Origin of the sequence: Nostoc sp. TCL240-02, assembly GCF_013343235.1 — a bacterium.
GTDB lineage: Bacteria > Cyanobacteriota > Cyanobacteriia > Cyanobacteriales > Nostocaceae > Nostoc.
Map to the genome: position 1 here is coordinate 873,103 of NZ_CP040094.1, position 24,189 is coordinate 897,291.

The 24,189-nt window shown below is 41.9% G+C and carries 19 protein-coding genes; 6 read left to right on the top strand and 13 right to left on the bottom strand.

The window, feature by feature from the left end; genetic code table 11:
- Nucleotides 1-28 precede the first annotated feature (28 nt).
- Nucleotides 29-601 (bottom strand): TetR/AcrR family transcriptional regulator, encoded by a 573-nt coding sequence (locus FBB35_RS03895; RefSeq protein WP_174708553.1) that lies wholly within the window; start codon nucleotides 599-601, stop codon nucleotides 29-31.
- A 591-nt stretch (nucleotides 602-1,192) separates the two neighbouring features.
- Here FBB35_RS03895 and fba point away from each other — a divergent pair.
- On the top strand, nucleotides 1,193-2,272 hold the full coding sequence (gene fba / locus FBB35_RS03900; RefSeq protein WP_100898838.1) for a class II fructose-bisphosphate aldolase: 1,080 nt from the start codon (nucleotides 1,193-1,195) through the stop codon (nucleotides 2,270-2,272).
- A gap of 277 nt (nucleotides 2,273-2,549) precedes the next feature.
- Here the strand turns inward: fba and FBB35_RS03905 are convergent, their stop codons facing one another.
- The gene (locus FBB35_RS03905; protein ID WP_174708554.1) at nucleotides 2,550-3,362 is read right to left on the bottom strand and encodes a carbon-nitrogen hydrolase family protein; all 813 of its coding nucleotides are present in this window, start codon (nucleotides 3,360-3,362) and stop codon (nucleotides 2,550-2,552) included.
- A gap of 210 nt (nucleotides 3,363-3,572) precedes the next feature.
- Here FBB35_RS03905 and FBB35_RS03910 point away from each other — a divergent pair, with 210 nt between their 5' ends.
- Nucleotides 3,573-4,166, top strand: coding sequence for a MarC family protein (locus FBB35_RS03910; protein ID WP_174708555.1), 594 nt, complete (start codon nucleotides 3,573-3,575; stop codon nucleotides 4,164-4,166).
- Between the two features lie 148 nt (nucleotides 4,167-4,314).
- Here FBB35_RS03910 and trxA read toward each other — a convergent pair whose 3' ends face one another.
- From trxA to FBB35_RS03940, 6 genes are all read right to left on the bottom strand, one after another.
- Nucleotides 4,315-4,638 carry a thioredoxin gene (gene trxA, locus FBB35_RS03915; RefSeq protein ID WP_012411836.1) on the bottom strand — a complete coding sequence of 108 codons (324 nt, stop codon included), beginning with the start codon at nucleotides 4,636-4,638 and terminating at the stop codon, nucleotides 4,315-4,317.
- A gap of 461 nt (nucleotides 4,639-5,099) precedes the next feature.
- Nucleotides 5,100-6,263, bottom strand: coding sequence for a GuaB3 family IMP dehydrogenase-related protein (locus FBB35_RS03920; RefSeq protein WP_114083444.1), 1,164 nt, complete (start codon nucleotides 6,261-6,263; stop codon nucleotides 5,100-5,102).
- A 336-nt stretch (nucleotides 6,264-6,599) separates the two neighbouring features.
- Nucleotides 6,600-7,130, bottom strand: coding sequence for a YdcF family protein (locus tag FBB35_RS03925; RefSeq protein WP_012411838.1), 531 nt, complete (start codon nucleotides 7,128-7,130; stop codon nucleotides 6,600-6,602).
- Between the two features lie 424 nt (nucleotides 7,131-7,554).
- Nucleotides 7,555-8,808, bottom strand: a complete 1,254-nt coding sequence (gene sbcD / locus FBB35_RS03930; RefSeq protein ID WP_174708556.1) for an exonuclease subunit SbcD — start codon at nucleotides 8,806-8,808, stop codon at nucleotides 7,555-7,557.
- Nucleotides 8,809-8,928: 120 nt separating this feature from the next.
- The gene (cysH, locus tag FBB35_RS03935) at nucleotides 8,929-9,654 is read right to left on the bottom strand and encodes a phosphoadenosine phosphosulfate reductase (protein ID WP_174708557.1); all 726 of its coding nucleotides are present in this window, start codon (nucleotides 9,652-9,654) and stop codon (nucleotides 8,929-8,931) included.
- 581 nt (nucleotides 9,655-10,235) lie between these two features.
- Complete coding sequence (locus FBB35_RS03940; protein WP_174708558.1) at nucleotides 10,236-11,825, bottom strand: DHA2 family efflux MFS transporter permease subunit; 1,590 nt, start codon at nucleotides 11,823-11,825, stop codon at nucleotides 10,236-10,238.
- Between the two features lie 253 nt (nucleotides 11,826-12,078).
- Here FBB35_RS03940 and FBB35_RS03945 point away from each other — a divergent pair, with 253 nt between their 5' ends.
- Nucleotides 12,079-12,675, top strand: coding sequence for a TetR/AcrR family transcriptional regulator (locus FBB35_RS03945; RefSeq protein ID WP_174708559.1), 597 nt, complete (start codon nucleotides 12,079-12,081; stop codon nucleotides 12,673-12,675).
- A 139-nt stretch (nucleotides 12,676-12,814) separates the two neighbouring features.
- Here FBB35_RS03945 and patD read toward each other — a convergent pair whose 3' ends face one another.
- Complete coding sequence (gene patD / locus FBB35_RS03950; protein WP_012411843.1) at nucleotides 12,815-13,168, bottom strand: heterocyst frequency control protein PatD; 354 nt, start codon at nucleotides 13,166-13,168, stop codon at nucleotides 12,815-12,817.
- A 222-nt stretch (nucleotides 13,169-13,390) separates the two neighbouring features.
- Between patD and FBB35_RS03955 the strand changes: the two genes are divergently transcribed.
- Nucleotides 13,391-15,664: a bifunctional (p)ppGpp synthetase/guanosine-3',5'-bis(diphosphate) 3'-pyrophosphohydrolase gene (locus tag FBB35_RS03955; RefSeq protein ID WP_174708560.1), complete on the top strand. Its 2,274-nt coding sequence runs from the start codon at nucleotides 13,391-13,393 to the stop codon at nucleotides 15,662-15,664.
- A gap of 138 nt (nucleotides 15,665-15,802) precedes the next feature.
- Here FBB35_RS03955 and FBB35_RS03960 read toward each other — a convergent pair whose 3' ends face one another.
- Entirely contained in the window at nucleotides 15,803-16,843 is a 1,041-nt protein-coding gene (locus FBB35_RS03960; RefSeq protein WP_174708561.1) for a hemolysin family protein, read from the bottom strand.
- A gap of 683 nt (nucleotides 16,844-17,526) precedes the next feature.
- Between FBB35_RS03960 and FBB35_RS03965 the strand changes: the two genes are divergently transcribed.
- The gene (locus FBB35_RS03965; RefSeq protein ID WP_174708562.1) at nucleotides 17,527-18,573 is read left to right on the top strand and encodes a D-alanine--D-alanine ligase; all 1,047 of its coding nucleotides are present in this window, start codon (nucleotides 17,527-17,529) and stop codon (nucleotides 18,571-18,573) included.
- A gap of 166 nt (nucleotides 18,574-18,739) precedes the next feature.
- On the opposite strand, the gene FBB35_RS03970 is transcribed toward FBB35_RS03965, so the two are convergent.
- The 3 genes from FBB35_RS03970 to FBB35_RS03980 all read right to left on the bottom strand — a co-directional run bounded on the left by FBB35_RS03970 (nucleotide 18,740) and on the right by FBB35_RS03980 (nucleotide 22,330).
- A complete protein-coding gene (locus tag FBB35_RS03970; protein WP_174708563.1) occupies nucleotides 18,740-20,125 on the bottom strand; it encodes an ATP-grasp domain-containing protein in 1,386 nt (461 codons plus the stop codon).
- A 134-nt stretch (nucleotides 20,126-20,259) separates the two neighbouring features.
- Nucleotides 20,260-21,093 carry an O-methyltransferase gene (locus FBB35_RS03975; protein ID WP_174708564.1) on the bottom strand — a complete coding sequence of 278 codons (834 nt, stop codon included), beginning with the start codon at nucleotides 21,091-21,093 and terminating at the stop codon, nucleotides 20,260-20,262.
- Between the two features lie 4 nt (nucleotides 21,094-21,097).
- Nucleotides 21,098-22,330 (bottom strand): sedoheptulose 7-phosphate cyclase, encoded by a 1,233-nt coding sequence (locus FBB35_RS03980; protein WP_012411849.1) that lies wholly within the window; start codon nucleotides 22,328-22,330, stop codon nucleotides 21,098-21,100.
- A 925-nt stretch (nucleotides 22,331-23,255) separates the two neighbouring features.
- On the opposite strand from FBB35_RS03980, the gene FBB35_RS03985 reads away from it, so the two are divergent.
- Entirely contained in the window at nucleotides 23,256-23,972 is a 717-nt protein-coding gene (locus tag FBB35_RS03985; RefSeq protein WP_174708565.1) for a trans-aconitate 2-methyltransferase, read from the top strand.
- The last annotated feature ends 217 nt before the right edge of the window (nucleotides 23,973-24,189 follow it).

The following is a 24,189-nucleotide window of genomic DNA, read 5'->3' on the forward strand; positions in this document are numbered from 1 at the left end:
TTCGTTTAATTAACTCCCAAAAAAAGAATTAATTCGTTACTGCATCCCACGCAATTTTATAGGCGGTCTCTAACATTTTTTCATCCAAAATCAAAGCACCACTAAAATGCTCTTTTATCAACCCAGTCAGAGGTGCAAAGGTAAAAGCTGTAAAAATTTCCAGGGAAATATCCTTAAAAACTTTCTCCTCTTTACCGCGATTGAACAAATCTAACATTGGCTTGAAATAGCTTGAACTTTCATCTTTGCAAATGCGGTCAACCATAGGGGAATTAGCAAATTGCTCCGTAAAAGCAAATCTGACCGGATTTTTAATCGCGTATTGATAATAATTATTCCAGATCATTTTAAAGGCTTTCTCCACCGATAGATTCTGGTTGACACCTTTCAAAATTTCTGCACTCATTTCCTGTTTCACGAACAAATATATTTTATTGAGAAGGTTTTCCTTGTTTTCAAAATAGACATATATTGTCGCGGGCGAAACATTCGCGGTTTTGGCAATTTTCGACATCGAAGTATCAGCAAAACCATTGGCAGTAATCAGTTCGATTGCCGCATCACAGATGGCTTGATTTTTTTTGTCGTCTTTGTGCCTCATAAATTCTATAATAAACGAACATTCGGTTATCGTCCAGTGAATAATTTTTGATGATAGCAATGCCTGCGGTGGTAGCAGAGCTTGTCGTACCACTTCCCTACGGAACGCTACGCGAACGTGGAAGCAAGCTACGCGCAGGGTCTTGTAGAGAAGTGCGGGCTGCGCCTACACGATCTACGCTATATTTATTTAATATTTAACCTGAGTGTCCAACAAAGACTCACATTAATTTATGTAACCTCCGCATAATTTAATCCCAAATGCAATAGTTAGGGAAAAACACCCTGATAGCATTTGTCAGAAGTTAGTGTGTTTAAGTTGAAGCGATCGCTTCGAGATGACCATTTGGGATACTAGGCTACCAGAGCTACTAGCTGTAGGGTAACTAAATCTACAGCGATACAGAGCAACGATGGTTCATAGTACAGGAGTATAGAACATAGTTATAGTAACGATGGCATAAACTTTTTCAACATAGATACACGACACTAGTTATAATTTCCTATAAGTTGAAAAAACTCTTAAGATTTAGCGTAATAAATACGCTTCTCTCAGACCGACTAGCTGACAACCACATTAGGAGGACTATCTATGGCGCTTGTACCACTGCGGCTGCTGTTGGATCACGCAGCTGAAAACGGTTACGGCATCCCAGCTTTCAACGTTAATAATTTGGAGCAGATTCAGGCAATCCTGAAGGCTGCTGTAGAGACAGATAGCCCCGTAATTTTACAAGCTTCACGCGGCGCTCGTAATTATGCTGGCGAAAACTTCCTCCGCCACCTGATTTTGGCAGCGGTAGAAACCTATCCTCACATTCCCATTGTCATGCACCAAGATCATGGGAATGCTCCTGCTACCTGCTACTCAGCAATTAAGAACAACTTCACCAGCGTGATGATGGATGGTTCTTTAGAAGCTGATGCTAAAACTCCTGCTAGCTTCGAGTACAACGTCAATGTTACCCGCGAAGTTGTAAATGTAGCTCATGCTCTAGGTGTCAGTGTTGAAGGTGAACTCGGTTGTTTGGGTTCTCTAGAAACTGGTGCTGGTGAAGCTGAAGATGGTCACGGGTTTGAAGGTACACTCGACCACTCACAACTGCTAACCGACCCCGATGAAGCTGTTGACTTCGTAGAAGCAACCCAAGTAGATGCTTTGGCTGTTGCCATTGGCACAAGCCACGGTGCTTACAAATTTACCCGCAAGCCGACTGGTGAAATTTTGGCCATCAGCCGCATTGAAGAAATTCACCGCCGTCTGCCTAACACCCACTTGGTAATGCACGGTTCATCCTCTGTACCTGAAGATTTACTTGCACTGATTAACCAGTATGGTGGTGCAATTCCTGAAACCTACGGTGTACCTGTAGAAGAAATCCAAAAAGGTATTAAGAGTGGTGTACGTAAAGTAAACATCGACACCGATAACCGTTTGGCAATTACTGCTGCTGTACGTGAAGCTTTGGCTAAAAAACCAGAGGAGTTTGACCCCCGTCACTTCCTCAAGCCTTCTATTACATACATGCAAAAAGTTTGTGCTGAACGCTATCAACAATTTGGCACTGCTGGCAATGCAAGCAAGATTAAGCAAATTTCTTTGGAAGATTTTGCTGCTAAGTATGCTAAAGGTGAACTCAACGTTGTCACCAAAGCTGCTGCTAAAGTTTAATTCTGACAACAAATAAATAGGTGCATAGTGCTGCTATGCTCCTAAAAAATTGAGGATTTTAATATTGATATAAACCGGGTATTTACCCGGTTTTTTGTTTTATTTATAAGGGTTGGGAATTGGGAATTGGGCATTGGGAATTGGGAATTGGGCATTGGGCATTGGGCAAGAATCAATAGTTGCTTCTCCCCCTTCTCCCCCTCTTCTCACCCTGCCTCCCCTGCTCCCCCCTGCCCCCTGCTCCCTGCCCCCTGCCCCCTGCCTCTTCCCCAAATCCCTAGAACACCCTATGTTGCAAAGAAGGCATTTGACGACGGACTTGTTCTAACCTAGTTGGCTTGATTTCTGCGATCGCAATTCCCGGTTTCTCTCCAGCATCGGCTAAAATTACGCCCCAAGGGTCGATAATAACGGCGTGGCCGTGGGTTAGACGACGGGCATAGTTATTCCCCGTTTGGGCGGGAGCAATGACGTAGGCGGTATTTTCGATGGCTCTGGCTTGTAGTAGTACTTGCCAGTGGTCTTTGCCAGTAAAGGCAGTAAAGGCGGCGGGAATAAAGATAACATCGGCTCCCTTATCCGCCAAATGACGATACAGTTCAGGGAACCGGACATCATAACAAATAGAAAGCCCTAAATTACCAAGTTTTTCTGAGAAATAGACGGGTGGTAGTTCCGTACCAGCCACAACAGTGCTGGATTCCCGATAGGTGTTGCCGTCGGGGACATCAACATCAAATAAGTGTACTTTGTAGTAGCGGGCAAGTTCTTGACCGCTTGGGTCGATAAGTAGAGTGGTGTTATAAACTTTGCCTGTATTGTCTACAGGAAGTGGAAAGCTGCCGCCCAAGATGGTAATTTGAAAACGTTGGGCCATTTTTTTGAGAAATTTTTCACTTTCAAGAGCGATCGCATCGCCTTGCGCGAGTTTATCTTTTTCTTCGCCCATATAGGAAAAGTTTTCTGGCAAGCCAACCAATTCAGCGCCTTGACGCACGGCAAGCTCTATTAATTCTTCTGCCTGAGCCAAATTTTTGTGTAGATCGGGCACACTTGTCAATTGAATAGCGGCGGCTAAATAAGACTTCATAGATTCAACAACGAACAGTTGATTTATGGAAGATAGATTATCAAAATATATCGCTACTTCAACATCTATGGAACTTAATTAGAAATACGTCAGCCAAGATTTTCTTTAACAGACTTATTTTATTGCTGATTTTAATCTTCCTCTAGGTTCTGGCAAACTGAGCAAGATTGGCATTAGTTTATGATCAAACCCTGATAAAAGTTACCTGCTGTGGATATTTCTATTCTCGTTCAAACATTTATCGCTGTGTTTGTCCCAGCAGATGCTGTGGGCAATATACCAATTGTTTTAGTTTTGACTAAGGGCATGATGCCAGACCAAAGAAACAAAGTTATAGATAAAGCAATTATCGTTGCGATCGCAGTTCTTTTGCTATTTGCTTTTGTTGGGCAAGTAATTTTAAATTATTTGGAAATTAGTATCGGCTCTTTGCGAGTAGCAGGAGGTGTATTGTTACTGTTAATTGCTTTGCAAATGCTGCGGGGAGAATTAGATCAGCCAATTATTGAAGAAGGACGCGATGTCGCAATTACTCCACTAGCTTTACCACTGCTAGCCGGGCCGGGGACTTTGACAACGGTGATGTTGCTGATGTCAAAATCACAAAGTCCACATATTGCTGTGGCAATGGGAATCTTAGGAGCGATGTTTATCACTTGGTTGATTTTGCGTTTAGCAAATCTAATTGACCAGTGGATTGGTGCAGAAGGTGGAGTCATTGTGACTCAGCTTTTGGGCTTTCTGTTGGCGGCGCTAGCAGTGGAAATTGGTAGTACGGGAATTAGAGAATTATTTTTGAGCTAGAAAACTCCTAAAAATATTCTGAGACTGTATACAAATGTAAACAAGTTTGAAAAACGAGAAATTCGCGCCTCTCAAACTTGTTTGTAAAAATTAACCTAAAGTTAGAACAACATTGATAACTCAAAGGGATTTTGTTACCAATTGAGTTTCAAAGATACTTTTCTAGAGTGGAAGCTAATGTACTTTTAGGTACAGCACCTACCACCATATCTACTTTTTGTCCATCTTTAAAAATCATTAATGTGGGAATACTGCGAATGCCGTACTGACTAGCAACTTGAGGATTTTCATCCGTGTTGACTTTGACGACCTTAATTTGACCTTTGTACTGTTCGGAGATTTCATCGACAACAGGAGCTACCATACGGCATGGTCCGCACCAGGGTGCCCAAAAGTCAACTAAAACGGGTACATCGCTGTCGAGTACTTCTTGCTTGAAACTAGAATCGGTAACTTGTGCGGCTGTTGACATGCCTAAAACCTTCGCCAATAATATCTGAACTTGGTGAAAATTCTACCATAGCAAAAACCTCACCTTGGGAGTCTAAGGATGTACATTTGCAAAGAAGCTCTCTTGTTTTATTTACAAACATAAGGAACCGCCCGAACAGTAGTCCGGGCGGAGTGTGGTGTGAGGAGTGAACGGAAACATTCGTCTCCGCTATCTCTATTGTAGGCGACATATCGGATTTTTCCAGCAATTGTTTAGGGGGCTGGAAAAATTTATTGGGGAATTGGGAATTGGGAATTGGGCATCGATAAAACATAGGGGGGCAAGGAAGAGGGGGGAGACTTGGGAGAGACTTGTTGAATAATTCTCCCTTTATCCTCCCTGTCCCCCTTGTCCTCCTTGTCCCCCTCATCCTCCTAATCTCCCCTGCTCCCTGCTCTCTTGCTTCTTCCCCAGTCCTCAGTCCCTAGTCCCTAGTCCCTTCACTTACCCATACCTAATTGTTGGGCTTTTTGGTAGACTTTACCTTCGGTTAATAAAGAAGGGGCAATTACAACTTCTACTTGCTGCATTTCTTTAATATTTTTGGCTCCTAAAGTGCCCATACTCGTCTTTAAGGCTCCTAAAAGATTGTGAGTGCCATCATCTAGTCCGGCTGGGCCAATGAGTATTTGTTCTAGGCTACCAGTGGTGGCAACGCGAATGCGGGTGCCACGTGGCAAAACTGGGCTGGGAGTTGCCATACCCCAATGATAACCCCTTCCTGGGGCTTCTGCGGCTCTAGCAAAGGGTGAACCAATCATCACACCATCAGCACCGCAGGCGATGCATTTACAAATGTCGCCACCGGTGATTAAACCGCCATCAGCGATAATGGGAATATAGTTACCAGTTTCCTTGTAGTAATCATCTCGTGCTGCTGCACAATCTGCGATCGCAGTTGCCTGTGGCACACCCACACCCAACACCCCACGGGATGTACAAGCAGCACCGGGGCCAATTCCCACTAGTACGCCAGCCGCCCCAGCTTTCAACAAATTCAACGTCACGTCGTAAGTCACGCAATTCCCCAACACCACAGGGATGGGCATGGAACGGCAAAATTCTGCTAAATCAAGTGGTATTACAGACTCTGGTGACAGATGTGCAGTAGAGACTACTGTAGCTTGAACAAAAAATAAATCGGCCCCAGCTTTTGCCACCGCCTCACCATATTTACTTGCACCGGCTGGAGTTGCGCTTACCGCCGCAATGCCACCTTGTTGTTTAATTTCCTGAATACGTTTTTCAATTAATTCCGGCTTTATTGGTTCGGCATAGAGTTCTTGCATCAGGGCAACAAATTCATCTTTCCCCACAGAGGCAATCCGATCTAATATTGGCTCTGGGTCAACGTAGCGAGTGTGAATCCCCTCTAAATTGAGGACACCTAATGCTCCCAACTGTGACAAACGTACAGCCATACGAACATCTACTACGCCATCCATTGCACTGGCAATTATCGGAATTTCTCGCTCAATATTGCCAATACGCCACTTAGTATCTGCCAAACTAGGATCTAGTGTTCTGTTACCAGGAACTAGAGCAATTTCATCTATTCCGTAAGCTCTACGAGCTGTTTTTCCCCGCCCAAGTTGAATTTCCACGCTTTAACTTTTATTCAAATCTGTTTAAGCTAGGGTATCAAATTGTGAGATAAGTTGGGGTGTTTTTTCCCTGAGCTACACAGATAAATTCCATTTACGCAAGTCACCACTCAAAATTTTGATGGACGCAAAGTATTCACTAAGCAACCAAATGAGCAAAAACAGTTAATTGGTTTTTATATTGTGTTGTTTGAGGGTTAATGTTGCGCTAGTTTTGCGATTGCTGTGGTTTCATGTGTCTATTATTACTTAGTTAGTATCACGATTATTGGCATTAATCCTCTTAAATTTACCTATCTTGAATTACATCAAGACGATCAAATTCCCACTGATGATTTACCGTTTATTTTTAGCTGCATCCACACCAGTGTAACCAGTTGCTATCCAAAGTATGGCTCTTGCTCCATCGCGGATAGATTTTTCGATAGATTCAGGGGGTTTTTCTGAAGGGACTGGCACTGGTTTTAAATAAATACCTCGACTACCCAAAATAATTTCGCCGATGACACAAGCCCGGCGCATGTGGAAGTCTGAAGTAATTAAATAAACGCTCTTGATACCACGAGCTTGCAAATCATCTACTAACGTAGTAAAATTAGTAACTGTATCTACGGCTTCATAATCCAGGTGTAAACGCTTGGGATCAACACCAGCTTTGGTAAAGACTCGTTGCGTGAATCTAGGTGGACTACCCCCAGTAATCCAAATTGGTATATTTGGATGCTGGCGAACAAATTCGGCCGTAAACTTCTCTCGCTCTAAACGTCTCGTTGAACCACCCAACACTACAACTGCTTGTGGCTGTACAAATTGGTTTTGTACTTCTTTGTATCCCCACCAGATAATTAGTGGTAAGACAAAAGCCATAAAACGAAAAGATTTACCTGTAAAGAGTAGCTTATTCAAGGCTCGATAACTTTTTTTACTTAGTCAAAAATTTTCTCTAGCTAGAAGAAAAACAATAGTTGATAGTAGAGTAGCAAACTCCTCAATAATCTGCCCAAAAATATAAATTTGGGTGACTTTCATGTTACAGCGCGATTAAGCGGGTTTGAAGTTTTTCCTCTAATTGATGGATTATCCTAACCTGTATCGGAAAATTCATCAAAGGGTTCTAGCACCTTGTCGAAGAACTCCATTTAGGTTATCTCGAAAATCTCTCTCCTTTTAGAAGATACTTTGAAATTTCCCCCTTCCCATGTCGGAAAGGTAGTTAGTTTTTTCGTGGGTTTTTCCAGATGACCCTTCTCGCGTCTCTACACGCTGTATTTAAATATGATTGGCATCTATCCTACTCGCTAGTTGCTGCTTCTAGCCAGATTTCCACATCATCCGCTAGCAACTTCTGTGCAGCATCTAGCATTGATGTTGCTATGTCTTTGAGGTCTTCGCGGTTGTTTAAGTAAGTTTTCAAGGCTTCCATTGGGTCGATGCTGCTACTTGCACTCAATTCAGGAATCCGGGGTCTGGCTAATTGACTTACTAATTCTGCTTGAATGGTGTAGGTGTGAGCCGGACTTAAAGCAGTATGTAGAGAGGAACTATCAATTAAATCCATCTGTTCAGAGCGGAGTTTGTAAATTAGCCGCACTACAGCATCTTGAATATCATACTTAGCGATCGCTTTCATTAACAACGCTTGCGGCTCATCTGCTTTCGAAACATCCACTTCAATGGTGCAGAAAGTCCGAACTGTTAAGGGACAAAATTCCCATTCAGCCTTTCCCCGTTCCAGTTCCAACATTACATAGCCTTTGTCTTCTTTTTCTTCACTAAAATCTACCCGCTCAATGCTTCCCGGATAAATCACCGGCGGGTTGTTAGATTTATTCAGGTTCTGGTGACGGTGGACATGTCCCAACGCTACATAATCAAAACAAGGTCGCGTTAGCAAAGATAGGGGTAAAGTAAAGCCTTTACCTACTGCTAAAAAGCGTTCTGCCCCCAAGCTAGCATTGTCAGCCATCAGGTGAGCCAAAAGGACAGTTGGCACATCGGGGTCAAGACGGCGAATTTCCCCTTCCATTACAACTCGTAAACGTTCCGTTAACAGTTCGTTGACTTCCGCCAAAGACGAACCTTCAGTCTCTTGGCGAGTCATCAGGGTAGAACGAGTCAACCAAGGGAGAGTAATTACTTGCACTTTGCCATTACGGGTTTCAATGCAGTGAGTAGTTAATGTATCACCGACAACAAACCCTGGCACTCCCAAAGTTCGGTAAATATTTAAACTCGCTCCTCCCTGTCCTTGGGAATGTTGGTCGTGGTTGCCTACCAACAATACTGTTGGAATATTAGCATCCATAAGACGGCGAAATTGGCTGGCAAAAGCTTGTTGTACATAAGGCGGTGGTGTCGCATCCGGGAAAGCATCACCACCAAATATCACCATATCAACAGCATCAGTTAGCGCTCGGTCAATACATATAGACAAGGTATTGACAAAATCTTCCAATCGTGTATTTAACCCAGTTGTAGGATTAATTCGTCCGTGGGAGAAGCCGCTTCCCATGTGGATGTCGGAAAGATGGAGGATTTTAATCATATTTGTCTTTCGTCCTTAGTCATTTATCCTTTGTCTAATACTAATGACAAATACTTCTCTACGAGAGGCTGCGCCAACGGCTTCGCTCAGTACAAGTGACAAATGACCAATGACTAATAACTAAATATGAATTCCGCATTCTGTTTTATCACTTCCCCGCCAACGTCCGGCGCGTTCGTCTTCACCTTCACCTACTTTGGTGGTGATGGGTTGGTCGCCAATGCTGGGATAACCTTTGTCGTGGAGTGGGTTGTAGATAACTCCGTGTTCAGCCACGTAAACCCAGCTATCTTGGCGTGTCCAGGTAGCAATGGGATTTACTTTCAACCGACCTTTACCATCAAATTCAAATATGGGCATATTCGCACGGGTTACTGCTTGGTCACGGCGGCGACCGGTAATCCAAGCGACGCTGTTGAGTTCGTCTAGACCCCGTAACAGTGGTTCAATTTTTGTAATGTGGTGGAATTTAGCAATGTCCGTATCCCAAAGTTTGTCGCCGTATTTGGCTTCAAAGGCTTCGCGGGTTTCTACATCTGGAGTTTTGAAAGTTTGCAAGTCCAGATTGTAAATTTCTTTGGCTTTGGCAACTAATTCTAGGCTTTCAGGGAAGTGGTGCAAGGTGTCGAGAAAAATCACAGGAACGGGATGCTTCAGTTCACTGTAAAGAATATGGGTAATTATCATGTCATCCACGTTAAAGGCGCTGGTTTGCACCAATCCCGTTGGGATATTCTCTATAGACCATGCCAGTATCTCTTTGGGAGTGGCAGTTTCAAATTGCTGATTTAATTTTTCTAAGTCAAAAGCGATCGCTTGGTTTCTAGATGCCGTAGAGACTGTCATGATAATCTTCTATTCAAATATTTCTACCTTGATTAAGATTTATTTTACTCCATAAAGGCCCATATTCCGCTCGGAGTTCAGGTATTTATTCTGTTCGGAAATTACTACATTTTGGAACTGGGGAATAGGAAGTGGGGAGGCTAGAAAACTAACCCCTCATAAGTAAAAACCGATACTTAAGTTGCAAATTAATTTTTTGTTAAGAAAATTTACGGGAATTTAAGTTTTACAGTGCTTTTATAGATATTTATACTGATTTTGATATGGTTAAGGAACTATTAAAAAAAGGGTTTTTACTTAAATGAACGATTCAAAATTCAGCAACCCGTTAGGCCAATCTATAATTATGGGCGCTTTAATGATGTTAACCAGTGTTGGCGTTATTACAATAATGAACTTTTTCTAAGATAGAAATTTCTAATTTTAGCAATAAGACTTCACATAGTCCTGCTCAAAACTGAGTGGGATTTTTATTTTTTATCTAGATATATCAGTGTATATTAATTTTCTTCTGTGACTTTCCGCTCAGAAGGATTTTTAAGCCGTGTTTCTACATTAGAGAGCTTAAAATTGATATCCGTCTAATGACTGATTGGTGCTTTCGCTCCGGCACCGCCTTTACCCAAGAATAGTAATAGAGGTAATGAGCAAAGGAACCCGATCCCTACCACTCGAAAGCAATCTGCATAAGATAAAACAGCAGCTTGAGTATTTACTGTTTGACTTAATAAAGCTAGTGCTTGTTGCTGTGCTGTTGCCGCATCCATACCTTGGCTTTGAAGTGCCCCATTGAGCAAATCTAGACGTTGATTGGTTTCTGGGTCATAAGGGCTAAGTTTTGCTAACAAGATAGCTCGATGAAAAGTTTGTCTTCGGTCAAGCAGAGTGGTAAGTAGGGCAATGCCGATACTGCCACCTAGTTGTCGAGTCAGGTTGTAGAAACCAGATCCAGCAGAAACATCTTGTTTAGGTAGCGGACCTAAAACTGCCAAACTCAAAGGCAGAAACATCAACACAGTAAAAGCCCCACGCCATACCAATGGCCAAAATAAATCATCTGTGCCCGTTTGTGGGGTAATTGCTGCTAGTTGAAACATAACTCCAGATGATCCAACAGCGCCCATTGCAATTAAAAATCGGGCATCAATTTTACTGGACAGCTTGCCTAATAGAACCATAACGATCGCAGACGCTAAAGCACCAGGCGCTAACAATAGTCCTGTCTGCGTTGCCGTAAAGTGCAGTACACTCTGAGCAAATATCGGCACAGCAAAGAGTGTGCCATAAAGCCCCATACCCACTACTGCTGAGAGAACGCTTCCCGCAGCTAAAGAACGGTGACGCAAAACTCTCAAATCAACGGCAGGATGGGCTATTTTCAACTCATACCAAATAAATAGCCCTAATCCGATAATACTGGCGATCGCTAACATGGTGATGAAACCGGAGGAAAACCAGTCTTCTTTCTCTCCTTCTTCTAACAAAGTTTGCAGACAGCCGATCGCAATAATCAAAAACCCAATGCCGAACCAATCGACGGATTGGCTTTGTGTCTCGCTTTTGTCTTTGTCTTTGGGCAAAAACATGAAGGACATTGCTACTGCAACGATGCCGAAGGGAATATTAACAAAGAAAATCCACCGCCAGCCCAAACCATCTACCAAGAATCCCCCTAAAGTCGGGCCGATAGCTGGGCCAGCAATTACACCTACTCCAAAAACTGCCTGTGCCAAACCCTGTTCAGCAGGTGGAAAAGTCTCGAACAAAATTGCTTGGGCTTTAGCTAGCAACCCGCCACCACATAAACCTTGAAGAATTCGGGAAATAACTAGCATCGGTAAATTGAATGCTAACCCACATAAAACCGAGGCTAGGGTAAAGCCAATCAACGAGAAGATAAAGTAAGTTTTGCGTCCAAAGTAATCTCCCAGCCATGCAGATAAGGGAATTAAGACGACATTTGCGATCGCATATCCAGTTACTACCCAACCTACCTCACTGACAGTTGCACCCAAACTGGCTTGGATATCCGTCAGGGCAACGTTAACAATACTAGTATCAATTACTTCTAAAATTGCACCAAGAGAAGCTGTCAAAGCGATCGCCCACTTCAATGGCCCGTGGACATAACCAAATTGATCAAAACTAGAACGTTTAATGTTGGTAGCCATTGTCAGAGCGATTCCCAAAGCAAAAATTATATATCTTACTATATACGCTACGGTAGCGTATCATATAAGAATGGTCAAGAGAGACTTCAACGAAAAGCGGCAGAAATACTTATGCTAAAGATGGATAGTCATTTTTGCTGTTTTCGTGCATGAAAACTGGGTAGTAGGGCTTATTCGTTTCCCAGATGGTACGTTCTATACCCAAAGGTAGAAGCAAATTGCCAAGAAGATATTTCTTGGGGATGATATTTTTATGAGTAACCAAATCAACAGCCCTTCTGGACGACCACGCAGCATCCACGCCGACCAAGCGATTCTGCAAGCGACCTTAGATTTGCTTGCAGAGGTAGGATATCAGAGCATGAGTATAGAAGCGATCGCTTCTCGTGCTGGAGTCGGTAAAACAACCATCTATCGGCGTTATACTTCCAAAGAAGAACTAGTTGCAGACGCGATAGAAAGTTTGAGAGATGATTTAGCGATCCCCGATACTAGCAGCTTTTGGGGAGACATGGATATTTTGATCGAGAATGCCGCCAAAAAGATAGATAGTCCCCTTGGTCGTCAGACACTTGCTTTGATAATTAGTACAGCGTCTAGCAATCCTCAGTTTGCAGAGGTTTACTGGACAAAATATATAAAACTCCGACGTGAAGCATTTTCTAAAGTACTTGAGCGTGCCCAGTCTAGAGGCGAAATACACAAGGATGCAGACGTAGATTTAATTATCGACCTAGTGAGCGGGTCGCTATATTATGCACTGATCTTTAAACCCACAACCGAGCCAGTAGAAGCATATATGCGCCGCACTATGAATCTTCTTATAAAGGGAGTAGGGAGTAGAGAGTAAGGGAGACAGGGGGACAAGTGGGACAAGGGGAAAGAATAACCTATGCCCAATTCCCACCTTTAACTTGTTAGCAAAATAACTTTTCACAAACGGTCGTAAATGAGATGATGGGTTAATTAGAGAAAAAGGTGAACAATTGTTATTTTTCTCCTTCCGCTTCTGGTTGCAGAATAGCATTACAGTACTGAATGAGGGTTGTCAAGCGATCGCTAATCGTCTGAAGTCTCGTCTGTGCAGTAGATGCTTGCCGCGCTCCTTGCAAAAACATCACATCTATCGCCAACAAACGCAATTGCTTACTCATTTCCGTTTGATAAGACTGTACTCGCCAGTTTTCATCAGCCAAAGGCACAATCTGCTGTCCGAAAAATTGCTGCAACGAGGCTACACGCACTCGCAGTTCAGGCGCAGCAATTTGGGTCGTTGTGGCATCGGAGCGTAATTGCTCTAGCAAGGTTACGAGTGCCAAATATTTCTCAGGGTTTAAAGACATCCAGTGCTAGTTAAGATAGTATTAGTGTCAAGTAATTTTTCTTTTACAATAAACTTTCTTAACGGCTTATCAGTACTAAAAGCAAGCCTCAAATCAGGATTTGAGGCTTTATTTGCCATCAATGGATTTTCAAGGTTATTGGGCGACAGCATTTTCTTAGGGTGATGCTGCCACTTTTATTTATCATTCACTTATCTACCGATCCTATCCAAACCCACTTGTATGAGCAGTCTAGCTATAAATTCATCAGTTGATCTAGCCATTCCGGAATGGTTAAAAAAATGTTTGAAGGAGTCATCAACAAGTAACGGCGAAGTGGAAGATGACCGAAGGCATAGTGATGCAGTCTTAATTGGTCGCGCATTTGAATTTGCTTACCAATTGCATCAAGGTCAATACCGCAAATCGGGAGAACCATACATCGCTCATCCCATCGCTGTAGCCGACTTGCTGCATGACTTGGGAGGTAGTGCTGCTATGATAGCAGCTGGATTTCTCCATGATGTAGTTGAAGATACAGAAGTTACAAGTCAAGAAATTGAAGAACGCTTTGGCGCAGAAGTGCGGCAATTAGTTGAAGGTGTAACAAAGCTTTCTAAAATCAATTTCACCAGCAAAACCGAAAGCCAAGCCGAAAACTTCCGGCGGATGTTTTTGGCAATGGCGCAAGATATTCGGGTCATTGTGGTGAAATTGGCAGATCGTTTGCATAATATGCGAACTTTACAATACATGTCGGAGTCCAGCCGCCGCCGCAGTGCCCAAGAAACGCGAGATATTTTCGCGCCTTTAGCCAATCGCTTGGGGATTTGGCGAATTAAATGGGAACTGGAAGATTTGGCTTTTAAGTATTTGGAACCAGAAGCTTACCGCCAAATGCAAGAGCATGTTTCCGAAAAACGGACGGCGCGAGAAGAGAAATTGGCTAGAGCTACGAATATGTTGCAAGAGCGTTTGCAGCAAGCCGGAATCCGTTTTCAGGATATTAGCGGTCGTCCCAAGCACCTTTATAGCATTTACCAAAAAATGCACCGCCAGCAAAAGGAATTTCATGAAATTTACGATTTGGCAGCGCTGCGGATTATTGTTCAAAGCAATGAGGAATGCTATCGGGCGTTGGCGGTGGTTCATGATGCTTTTCGCCCAATTCCTGGGAGATTTAAAGATTACATTGGGCTGCCAAAGCCTAACCGTTACCAGTCGTTGCATACTGGGGTGATTGGACTAACTGGCCGTCCTTTAGAGGTGCAAATTCGGACAATCGAAATGCATCATATCGCCGAGTATGGGATTGCCGCCCATTGGAAATACAAAGAAACTGGAGGTTCTAGCATTAGCCATTTGACAGGGACAGATGACAAGTTTACTTGGCTGCGACAATTGCTAGAATGGCAAACCGATCTCAAGGACGCACAAGAATATCTTGATAGTGTCAAGGATAATCTATTTGAAGATGATGTCTATGTCTTCACCCCTAAGGGGGATGTTGTTCCTTTAAGCCCTGGTTCTACCACTATAGATTTTGCTTATCGCATTCATACGGAAGTTGGAAACCATTGTTCAGGGGCGCGGGTGAATGGGCGAATGGTGTCTCTGTCAACTCGGCTGCAAAATGGCGATATTGTAGAAGTTCTCACTCAAAAGAACTGCCATCCGAGTTTGGATTGGTTGAACTTTGTCAGAAGTTCGGCGGCGAAATATCGGATAAAACAATGGTACAAGCGATCGCGCCGCGAAGAAAATATTGCCCGTGGACGAGAATTGTTAGAAAAGGAACTAGGTAAAACTGGTTTTGATAGTTTGCTAAAGTCCGATGCAATGGAGACTGTCGCCGAAAAGTGTAATTACCACAGTGTGGACGATTTACTTGCTGGTTTGGGTTATGGTGAAGTTACGTTGAACTTGGTGCTAAATCGTTGGCGAGAAGTGGCGAAGGGACAACAACCAGTTTCCACAGTGTCGCCATTTATCCCCAAAGAACCACCTACTACATCAAAAGCTTTGCGAGATGCGCCTTCAACTACTTCCCGCGCCAGTGATTCCCCTATTGTTGGGGTAGAAGGGTTGGTATATCATTTAGCTGGATGTTGTACCCCGATTCCTGGCGAACCGATTATTGGTGTGGTGACGCGAGGTAGGGGGATTTCAATTCATCGCCAAGGCTGTCATAATCTAGAGACTGTGGAATATGAGCGCTTAGTACCAGTTAGGTGGAACCCAAGCGCCGAAAATAGTGGTCGCCCGCACACGTATCCAGTAGATGTTCAAATTGAAACCCTTGACCGTGTAGGGGTGCTAAAAGATATTTTGTCACGGTTGAGTGACCAAGGAATCAATGTTCGCCATGCTCAGGTGAAAACCTCTGTTGGTCAACCTGCATTGATGGATTTAGGAATAGATATACGCGATCGCTCTCAATTAGAGCAAGTGTTTGTGCAAATTAAGAAAATGAGCGACATTTTGAATATTCGCCGCGTTGGTCAAATTGACGAATAGGTGATTGATGGGGTGCGTTAACGGAGTTTGACGCACCAATTTGCGATCGTTTTTAGGAGTCGAACCGCAGAGGCGCTGAGGACGCTGAGAAAAGAGAGGAGGAAATGAATGTGCCGTGTGATTATTTAGGTGATTGCATTAATTGCTACTAGCGGCAGATTGCAACATTTTTTCTCGTTTCTTGCGGGCAATTTCTTGCAAATCAACAGTTCTATCAGTCTCATCTACAATTTCACCAGTTATCACCTCAAGCACATCTTCCAAAGTGATGACACCAGCGATGCTTCCATATTCGTCTACCACTACTGCAAGATGTTCACGAGCTTCTATGAAATTTTTTAACAGTTTATCTGCCCGAATTATCTCAGGAACAAAGTTAACTTTTCGAGCCAGACTAGCGATTTTTTGATTGTCACTTCCTTCAACCATCGCTGTCAGTAAATTCTGTTTGAGAGCATATCCAATAATTTCATCCAGAGATTCATTTATTACAATAATCCGAGTATGTTGAGACGCAATAATATTTGCTTTCGCCTCAGCAAGAGTCATATTTCCATAAATATATGTCAGCATGATTCGGGGTGTCATTAAGTCAGATGCTGTCACATCATTTAATCTAAACACTCGCTGGATCATTTCTGCTTCATCACTTTCGATAATTCCTTCTTGATGCCCAATCTTCGCCAATAGCTTGATTTCAGCCTCGTTCGTAGTTGGTCGTTTTTTCCCTTTGGCAAAGGGTGCAGTAACATTTTCTAAAATCCAGACTAAGGGTGTGAAAGCAATAGCAAGTCCAGCTACAGGAAGAGCCGCAAGTATGGCGAGTTGCTCAGAATAACGCTCTCCAATTGTCTTTGGGATGATTTCACCAAAGATGATAATCAAGAATGTCAATATTCCTGAAAATACACCAAGCCATTTGTCTCCTAATACGTGAACAGCAATACTACCTGTAAGAATACTGCCAATGATATTGAAAGTATTATTGAGAATCACAAGAGCCGCAATCGGTCGATTCATATTTTCACGAATCGCTAAAAGTCTTACTGCGGATGGACTATTGGATTGTGCTAATTGTCTGACTCTCAGGGTTGAAACAGAAAACAAGGCTGTTTCTACACTAGAACAAATTGCTGAACCTAAAAGGATAACAAACACAATGATGAGAAGCTGTAGCATATAGTTTCCCAAATATGGGAAGCGAAAGTTGAGCTTAACTGATAGCGAAATGGGTTACTATCTTGTTATCTTCTAAGTTTACCGTTTTCTTATTTTAAGCTCATCGCGCAGGAAAGCTTAATTGCTTTATTCCTATAGCACTAGATTTTAAATTTGTAAGTATTTATACCATTTATTTGTAAGGCTGCACCAAATTTACTTGGCTTCTGTTTTCTTCTTGGTTTCTTTCTTTGGTTTATGAGAATGAGGAGTAAGGATACCTTATCAAGATTATAATTTTCCGTTATTTTGTGTTTCTTGGATTACCAATTCAGTATTGAAGAACTATTCAATCTTACTATTCAATAATTAATTTATGAAGGCAACTCGGTTTATTTTTATCATCGACTTCGATTAAACTAACTATTAACTTAAGATTGGGTTAATTACTCTCATGAGTCGTTTAAATTTCTTTGTATAAAGATAAAAGTTCTGGAAAGCTGCTCTAAAAAAATCAAAAATTACCTTATTTGTACTACTATTATATATTGGGATGCAAGAGTGATAACGTTTAAGTTTATCCCATAGTAAAACTTTGAATATCTCACGATTTGATAGGCGGGTATAATTTTCAATAAAACCTTTGTGCTACAATTTCATTAATCACTAAACTCCAGTTATAATAGTAGATAAAAAGATGAATTATGCCAGTACTTAATATCCTTCATTTAGTTGGGTCTGCACACAATAATTTTTACTGTGATTTATCACGTCTTTACGCCCAAGATTGTTTATCTGCAATAGCAGATCCATCGCTTTATAACTTTCAAATTGCATATATCACACCTGATCGGCAGTGGCGATTTCCTGACTCCCTCAGTCGAGAAGATATTGCTCTCACCAAACCGATTCCTCTGTTTGATGCCATACAATTTCTAACAGGCCAAAACATTGACATGATGTTACCACAAATGTTCTGTATTCCTGGAATGACTCAGTACCGTGCCCTATTCGATCTGCTCAAGATCCCTTATATAGGAAATACCCCAGATATTATGGCGATCGCGGCCCACAAAGCCAGAGCCAAAGCAATTGTCGAAGCAGCAGGGGTAAAAGTGCCTCGGGGAGAATTGCTTCGCCAAGGAGATGTTCCGACAATTACACCTCCAGCAGTCGTCAAACCCGTAAGTTCTGACAACTCTTTAGGAGTAGTCTTAGTTAAAGATGTGAATGAATATGATGCTGCCTTAAAGAAAGCATTTGAATATGCAGATGAGGTCATCGTAGAAGCATTCATCGAACTTGGTCGAGAAGTCAGATGTGGCATCATTGTAAAAGACGGTGAGCTAATAGGTTTACCACTTGAAGAATATCTGGTAGATCCTCACGATAAACCCATTCGCAACTATGCTGATAAACTTCAACAAACGGACGATGGTGACTTGCATTTGACTGCTAAAGATAATATCAAAGCTTGGATTTTAGACCCTAACGACCCAATCACCCAAAAGGTTCAGCAAGTAGCTAAAAGGTGTCATCAGGCTTTGGGTTGTCGCCACTACAGTTTATTCGATTTTCGGATTGATCCAAAGGGACAACCTTGGTTCTTAGAAGCAGGATTGTATTGTTCTTTTGCCCCCAAAAGTGTAATTTCTTCTATGGCGAAAGCAGCCAGAATCCCTCTAAATGATTTATTAATAACCGCTATTAATGAAACATTGGGTAGTAATAAAAAGGTGTTACAAAATTGATATTAAAAAAGTAAACAGTGTAAGCCTGCACTCATAAAAGTATAAATAATTACTGCCCTTTTGGAGTGCGGGAGGCGATCGCAGAAAAAATCAAGAGCATGGACAAATTTTTTGCTATTCATGCTCAACAGGTTTACAAATGCCATTTTTGCTTCTTACGAATCACTTAGTCGCCTCCTAATTCCACGAGTTTACCGATATTAAAATCGATCTTTACCCAACCTTTGAGTCGTTGCAAATTTTGTAGCAAAAGTAAAGTAATCTGCCAATGGTGCAAAGTTAAAAATGGTATCGGATCATCTAGGCGATAAATGGCATCTGTACCTCTTACTAATCTCCTTAACCAAGTTTGCAATTGTTGCCCAGAGCGAATCCCAGTCAATCGCCAGATTTCGTGATATATCCAGTAAGTGGGCTTGCTATCTGCAAGAGGTTCCAAAGGTGCAGCTAGAGGAGTTTTACCAAGATAGGCTTCTGCAACACCTGGGTGATTGTAGAACATTGTGATCGCCGAATGGGTGCGAGGATTACATTCAATGGCATAAGCTGTACCATCTTCAGCTTGGATAAAGTCAAGAGATATTTGTCCAGTCAGCCGCAAACTTTTGACGAAATGTTGTACCCATTCTTGAATTTGGGGATTTTCGACATTTTCATAGTTAATCTGAAACGCTGAAGAATTTGAACAGCAATGCAACCTTAATTCGCCGTCTCGGACTGTGCTATGGGTGCATAATTCTTTCCCAGGAATAAATTCTTGCATAATCCAAGGTTTTTCTGGGCTGATGGGTAAACTCTTGACAAACGCTGCTGTCTCTTCTGGGGTATCACAAGGAAGTTTGGTTAAATTTAAACGGCGAACTGAGTCGTAAGAAATACTCTTAAGAATATATTTGCGCGTTTCTTTACTAAAATCGAAGTTGATAACTTGTTCAGGATCGGTAATTTTAAAAGATTTGGGGACTGATAAACCAAGCGATCGCGCCTGATCGGTAAAGGCAAATTTATCATCCAACATCTTGGTTATATCAGCATCGAAGTGGAAAACCTCACAATATTCTGAGAGTGCAAACTTTGCCAAAGAGTCGTAATAACTAGCTACAGGGCTGCATACGGGTACATAAACGTCAATCTTCTCTCGTTTGACAATTGCCAATAGCGCCTCGGTATAGCCTTCTGGGTCGTCTTGTGGTGCAGGAACTGTATAAAAACGACTCACAGCATTTGAGAATCTATGCCCTGATAACCAGTATTTATGACCTTCAATCAGAATAACTCTGTGTCCAGCTGCATGGAAGGAACGGGCAAGTTGTAATGCTTTGGTCATTTTGCCGCCACTGACCAAGATATTCTGGGGATGGGCAGCTACAGCAGGTTTTTTTGTAAACGGACTACACATCAGAGATATCAATACTATAAAAGCATTAAGCGGCAAGGCTATAAGCAGTAGTGTTAGAGTCCCGATAGTCTTGAATAGAGCTACTATTTTTATCCTCACACCCTTTGATGGCGTTGTGGATTGAGGAAGAGATAAAGAGATTGATTGTGCCATAAAATATTTCATTGACGTGGAACGCGGTTCTTTTGCAGGGACGCACAGATGTGCGTCCCTACGGGGTATTGCATTCAAAGGAGAACTGCTATAACAATTGCCTTTTTGTGATGCCTTGAATTGAGAAGCGCCTGTTATACCAAGCGTCTAATCAGGGTTATGCCATCTCGTATGGGTAACAGAACTTGTTCTACACGAGGATCTGCGGCGACAATGCGGTTGAACTGAGCGATCGCTTCACCATTGGCTGTACGCTGTTCTGATGGCAGGTAAACTTGTCCTTGCAACAAAGTATTATCTACACAGATTAATCCGTCAGGAGCTAGTAAATGGCTATCCAAGATAATTTGGAAGTACTCTACATACTCCTTTTTATCCGCATCAATGAAGATCAGATCAAAGAATTCTTTTTTAGCCGCCAGCTTGTGCAGCGTCTCTAGTGCAGGTGCTACTTCTACAACAATCTTGTGGCCGTGGGGAGACTCTTGAAAGCAAGTTTGAGCAAACTCGGCCACATAAGAGTCTACTTCACAAGCAATGAGTCGCCCATCATCTGGTAACGCCTCTGCCATTGCCAAAGCTGAATATCCTGTGAACATTCCCACTTCTAGGATGCTTTTAGCCTTGGTGATATGCACAAACATCTTTAGTGTTTGTCCTTCAAGATGTCCTGAGAGCATTTCTTGCTCTAATTGACGCACTGTTTCACCATCACTGAAGCGTTTACTCCAGTCTTCAATGCTTGTCTTCTGCGCTAGTGCTGTCAATGAGGTCGATTCAGGGGTAGTGCAATCATCCAGATAGGGATCTAAACCTGCTGCTAATTGCAACCCTTGGCGCAGAGAGGTCAGTATCTCTGAAGGCATATTACTTTCCTCTGCCATTTTGAGGGTTTTTTGTAGCTGTGCTACCAGAATGCTATGTGGCGTTATTGGTCTTGCGGTATCTCGTCCTAAAATACTGGTCATGTTTTCACACTCCCAATAGTTTGGATTCTTCTTGAGTTTCTATGTAAGCGTCAATGCCATCTCCGCCACGAGGGTATGTAGCACAGAGACGTTTGTGTTCAGCTAAAGCGGCATCTAGTTCTTCACGGGTGAAATCGTTGACAAAGAAGCACTCACCAATGGGTTTAGGCATAGCTGCGCGTTGTTTCCCGTCTCGCGTCAAGCTAATAGATTGGGTAGCATACCAGAGCAAATCGCCATCTAGTAGAGGATGATCGATTGATAAACCGATACGACTCATCAAGCTCAAAATGCGATCGCGTTCTCCTGATGTAATGTAGCCACGTCTTGCCGCAATGGTTGCAGACAAAGCCATGTCTATATTGACGGCATGACCGTGAAACAACGGTATCATCGGAGCTAATTCTAAGGTCGGACTCCAAGTATGACCGTAGGCAATGACACGATCGAGGTCTAACTCATGCAAGTTTGGAGTTTCCAACTCCAGCATAGTTTTTATTGCCTCGTAATTGAGCTTGTGTGCGATCGCTTTCAGTTCCTTTGTGCCATTCACATATCCAAAGTGAGTGGAAAGCAACTCTTCGCCATACTCATACAACAATTCAAAGACTTCAGAGTTCGCCACAACAGCAATTTTGACCAACTCTGCCATCCCATTACGAACTTGAGCCGTTGGTAATGTTTGCAAGAAGGAGAAATCGAGGATAACTTTCAAAGGAGCATGATATGCACCCAAGCGATTTTTTAACTTGCGATGGTTGACTGCAACCTTAATCGCCACACCTGCATCAATCAAACCAATCAGCGTTGTCGGAACCCGAATGTAGTTACTCTTGCGACGGTAAGCAGCGCACGCAAACCCAGCTACATCAGTGGTTAAACCACCACCTACTACTAATACTGGTTCCTTGCGGATTAAACCAAAGTCAGAAAAAGCATCAACAATTTTCTCAAAGGTTGCAAGGGTTTTAGTAGGCTCAGTAATCACAATGGGAACTACGGTCAGATCAATACCATAGTGTCTAAAATATGACTTGATTTGCTTGCCATATAGTCTGTTGACATTAGCATCAATCACAGTCAGACAACGGCCAAACTTCTCATAGCTGTCTGCAATTTCTCTGTTACTGATATCAAATGCACCATTGACATAGACAAGACTAAACTCAATTTTTTCGTAACCTTCCACGCGAAATTCAGCTTCTGTTGCTTCAAACGATGCTTGAACATTACTCATTATTATTGACCTTGATAGAACTGAAAAATTTGTGAAAATTCAGGCAATATTTGAAATTTACCCTGATGTATGGCAATAGCAAATTATGCTCATGAATGCCAAAACTTTTAGGCATTCTAAAGCTAGCTTTTACTAGAAAAGCTTATTATTATTACCGAGCGATGCCACTAAATAGCACCGTTATTGATCTAAATTCTGTAAGCTAACCTCTAATTTAAGGTTGCCCCAAGACTAATCAACTAGTCCCATTAAGAATTTATCGTCATAAGGCTTGCGCTCTTTTGGGATTGTTGACCTGAATTCGGCAAGTTAACCTTAAATTTAGATTAACTTTATTATTAACTCTGCTATATCTATCTATAGATATAGAGGTTTGACAACTGTCTTAATTCGCAAAATTTCTAACAGAGAAAACTGTATAAATAGTTTATCTCCGGGCTTCCATTTCAGATTACAGCCCTGATTAACCTTCAGTTCGCTGTTTTTTAGCATTAGTCTCGAACCTTTTTTCGCTAAACTTGCTACACTCTGTTTTACTCAGAATGCCAGTGGACTTCTAGTTTATTTTCGTTAACTTTCTGTTCAGTATTTAATATACCAACTTCAGTAACTTTTGAAAACCCAAAATTTTAATTAATCAGAGTTACTAATTACATATATCAGTTTAACTCAATACATGAGTAAATTTATGTTTACAAATCTTAAAAAAGAGTTAAATTGGCTTTTTGATTCAAAATCATGGGATTTCAGCTTAAATAAAGATATGACTTTATGGTTAACAACATAAAATGTGATATGTGTATTCTACCAAAAGTATATAAAGTGAATATTTTTTATACTAAAAGTTGATTCTACCGATGTAGTCTATATCTCAGTAATGATGGATGATTAATATTAATGAGTGTGTATATTTGTTCTAATCCCTATGCAACAGTTATTTCCCGGAGAGGTATTCGCCAGCACTGCTGATTTTGACATTGGTATCCGCCAACTCATACCCAGATACGATGAGATGTTGGAGGTAATTAGCCGTTGTCTACCTTCCACAAGTCTGCGGATATTAGAATTAGGTTGTGGTACAGGCGAACTTAGTCTCAAAATACTCAAACGCTTTCCAAATGCCCAAGTAATTGCTCTAGATTACTCACCTCGAATGTTACAATTTGCCCAAGATAAAATTACAGCATCTGGATATCAAAAACGTTGGGTTGGTACACAAGCAGACTTTGGTGATTGGGCAAATAATCCAGAAAAATTAGATATTGGTAGCAAATTTGATGCCTGTGTCTCATCCTTGGCAATCCATCATCTCCAGGATGAGATGAAATTAAAGTTATTTAGCCGAATTGCTGCTAGCCTCACTCATGATGGCTGTTTTTGGAATGGAGACCCAATTTTACCAGAATCATCAGCCTTAGCAGAAGTTTATCAGGCTGCACGAGAAGAATGGTCAGTTGAACAGGGAACTGATTTAACAGAGATTCGTGCAAAGCTTGGTGTAAGCAGCACTCAAGGTTACTCTAGTCAAGATCAGCTAGCTAGCTTAGATGCTCATCTACAGATGTTGAGCAAAGCTGGATTTAAAACAGTTGCAGTACCTTGGAAATATTATGGTCTGGCGGTGTTAGGTGGCTGGCCATGAAAGTTTTGGATTTTGGATACTAGATTTTGAATTTACCTGTCCCTAATCAATATTTATAGGATTAGCGACTTATGGTAACAAAACAGTAATAAATAACATTATTTCCCTTGATTAGAACTAATATATATACGCTTTAGGTCTGTAAAGGAGGTCTTGCTAACTCACGCAAAGATTTTGGCTGAAACTTTTGGTATGTAAGCTGTCCTTGTGTTTTGAT

What these genes read in the sequence shown, in the direction of transcription:
- FBB35_RS03960 (WP_174708561.1), bottom strand. Translation starts at nt 16,843, where the DNA reads ATGCTACAGCTTCTCATCATTGTGTTTGTTATCCTTTTAGGTTCAGCA.
- FBB35_RS03895 (WP_174708553.1), bottom strand. Translation starts at nt 601, where the DNA reads ATGAGGCACAAAGACGACAAAAAAAATCAAGCCATCTGTGATGCGGCA.
- FBB35_RS03970 (WP_174708563.1), bottom strand. Translation starts at nt 20,125, where the DNA reads ATGGCACAATCAATCTCTTTATCTCTTCCTCAATCCACAACGCCATCA.
- FBB35_RS03985 (WP_174708565.1), top strand. Translation starts at nt 23,256, where the DNA reads ATGCAACAGTTATTTCCCGGAGAGGTATTCGCCAGCACTGCTGATTTT.
- sbcD (WP_174708556.1), bottom strand. Translation starts at nt 8,808, where the DNA reads ATGATTAAAATCCTCCATCTTTCCGACATCCACATGGGAAGCGGCTTC.
- cysH (WP_174708557.1), bottom strand. Translation starts at nt 9,654, where the DNA reads ATGACAGTCTCTACGGCATCTAGAAACCAAGCGATCGCTTTTGACTTA.
- FBB35_RS03955 (WP_174708560.1), top strand. Translation starts at nt 13,391, where the DNA reads ATGAGCAGTCTAGCTATAAATTCATCAGTTGATCTAGCCATTCCGGAA.
- patD (WP_012411843.1), bottom strand. Translation starts at nt 13,168, where the DNA reads ATGTCTTTAAACCCTGAGAAATATTTGGCACTCGTAACCTTGCTAGAG.
- FBB35_RS03940 (WP_174708558.1), bottom strand. Translation starts at nt 11,825, where the DNA reads ATGGCTACCAACATTAAACGTTCTAGTTTTGATCAATTTGGTTATGTC.
- FBB35_RS03980 (WP_012411849.1), bottom strand. Translation starts at nt 22,330, where the DNA reads ATGAGTAATGTTCAAGCATCGTTTGAAGCAACAGAAGCTGAATTTCGC.
- FBB35_RS03965 (WP_174708562.1), top strand. Translation starts at nt 17,527, where the DNA reads ATGCCAGTACTTAATATCCTTCATTTAGTTGGGTCTGCACACAATAAT.
- trxA (WP_012411836.1), bottom strand. Translation starts at nt 4,638, where the DNA reads ATGTCAACAGCCGCACAAGTTACCGATTCTAGTTTCAAGCAAGAAGTA.
- FBB35_RS03945 (WP_174708559.1), top strand. Translation starts at nt 12,079, where the DNA reads ATGAGTAACCAAATCAACAGCCCTTCTGGACGACCACGCAGCATCCAC.
- FBB35_RS03925 (WP_012411838.1), bottom strand. Translation starts at nt 7,130, where the DNA reads ATGGCTTTTGTCTTACCACTAATTATCTGGTGGGGATACAAAGAAGTA.
- FBB35_RS03905 (WP_174708554.1), bottom strand. Translation starts at nt 3,362, where the DNA reads ATGAAGTCTTATTTAGCCGCCGCTATTCAATTGACAAGTGTGCCCGAT.
- fba (WP_100898838.1), top strand. Translation starts at nt 1,193, where the DNA reads ATGGCGCTTGTACCACTGCGGCTGCTGTTGGATCACGCAGCTGAAAAC.
- FBB35_RS03975 (WP_174708564.1), bottom strand. Translation starts at nt 21,093, where the DNA reads ATGACCAGTATTTTAGGACGAGATACCGCAAGACCAATAACGCCACAT.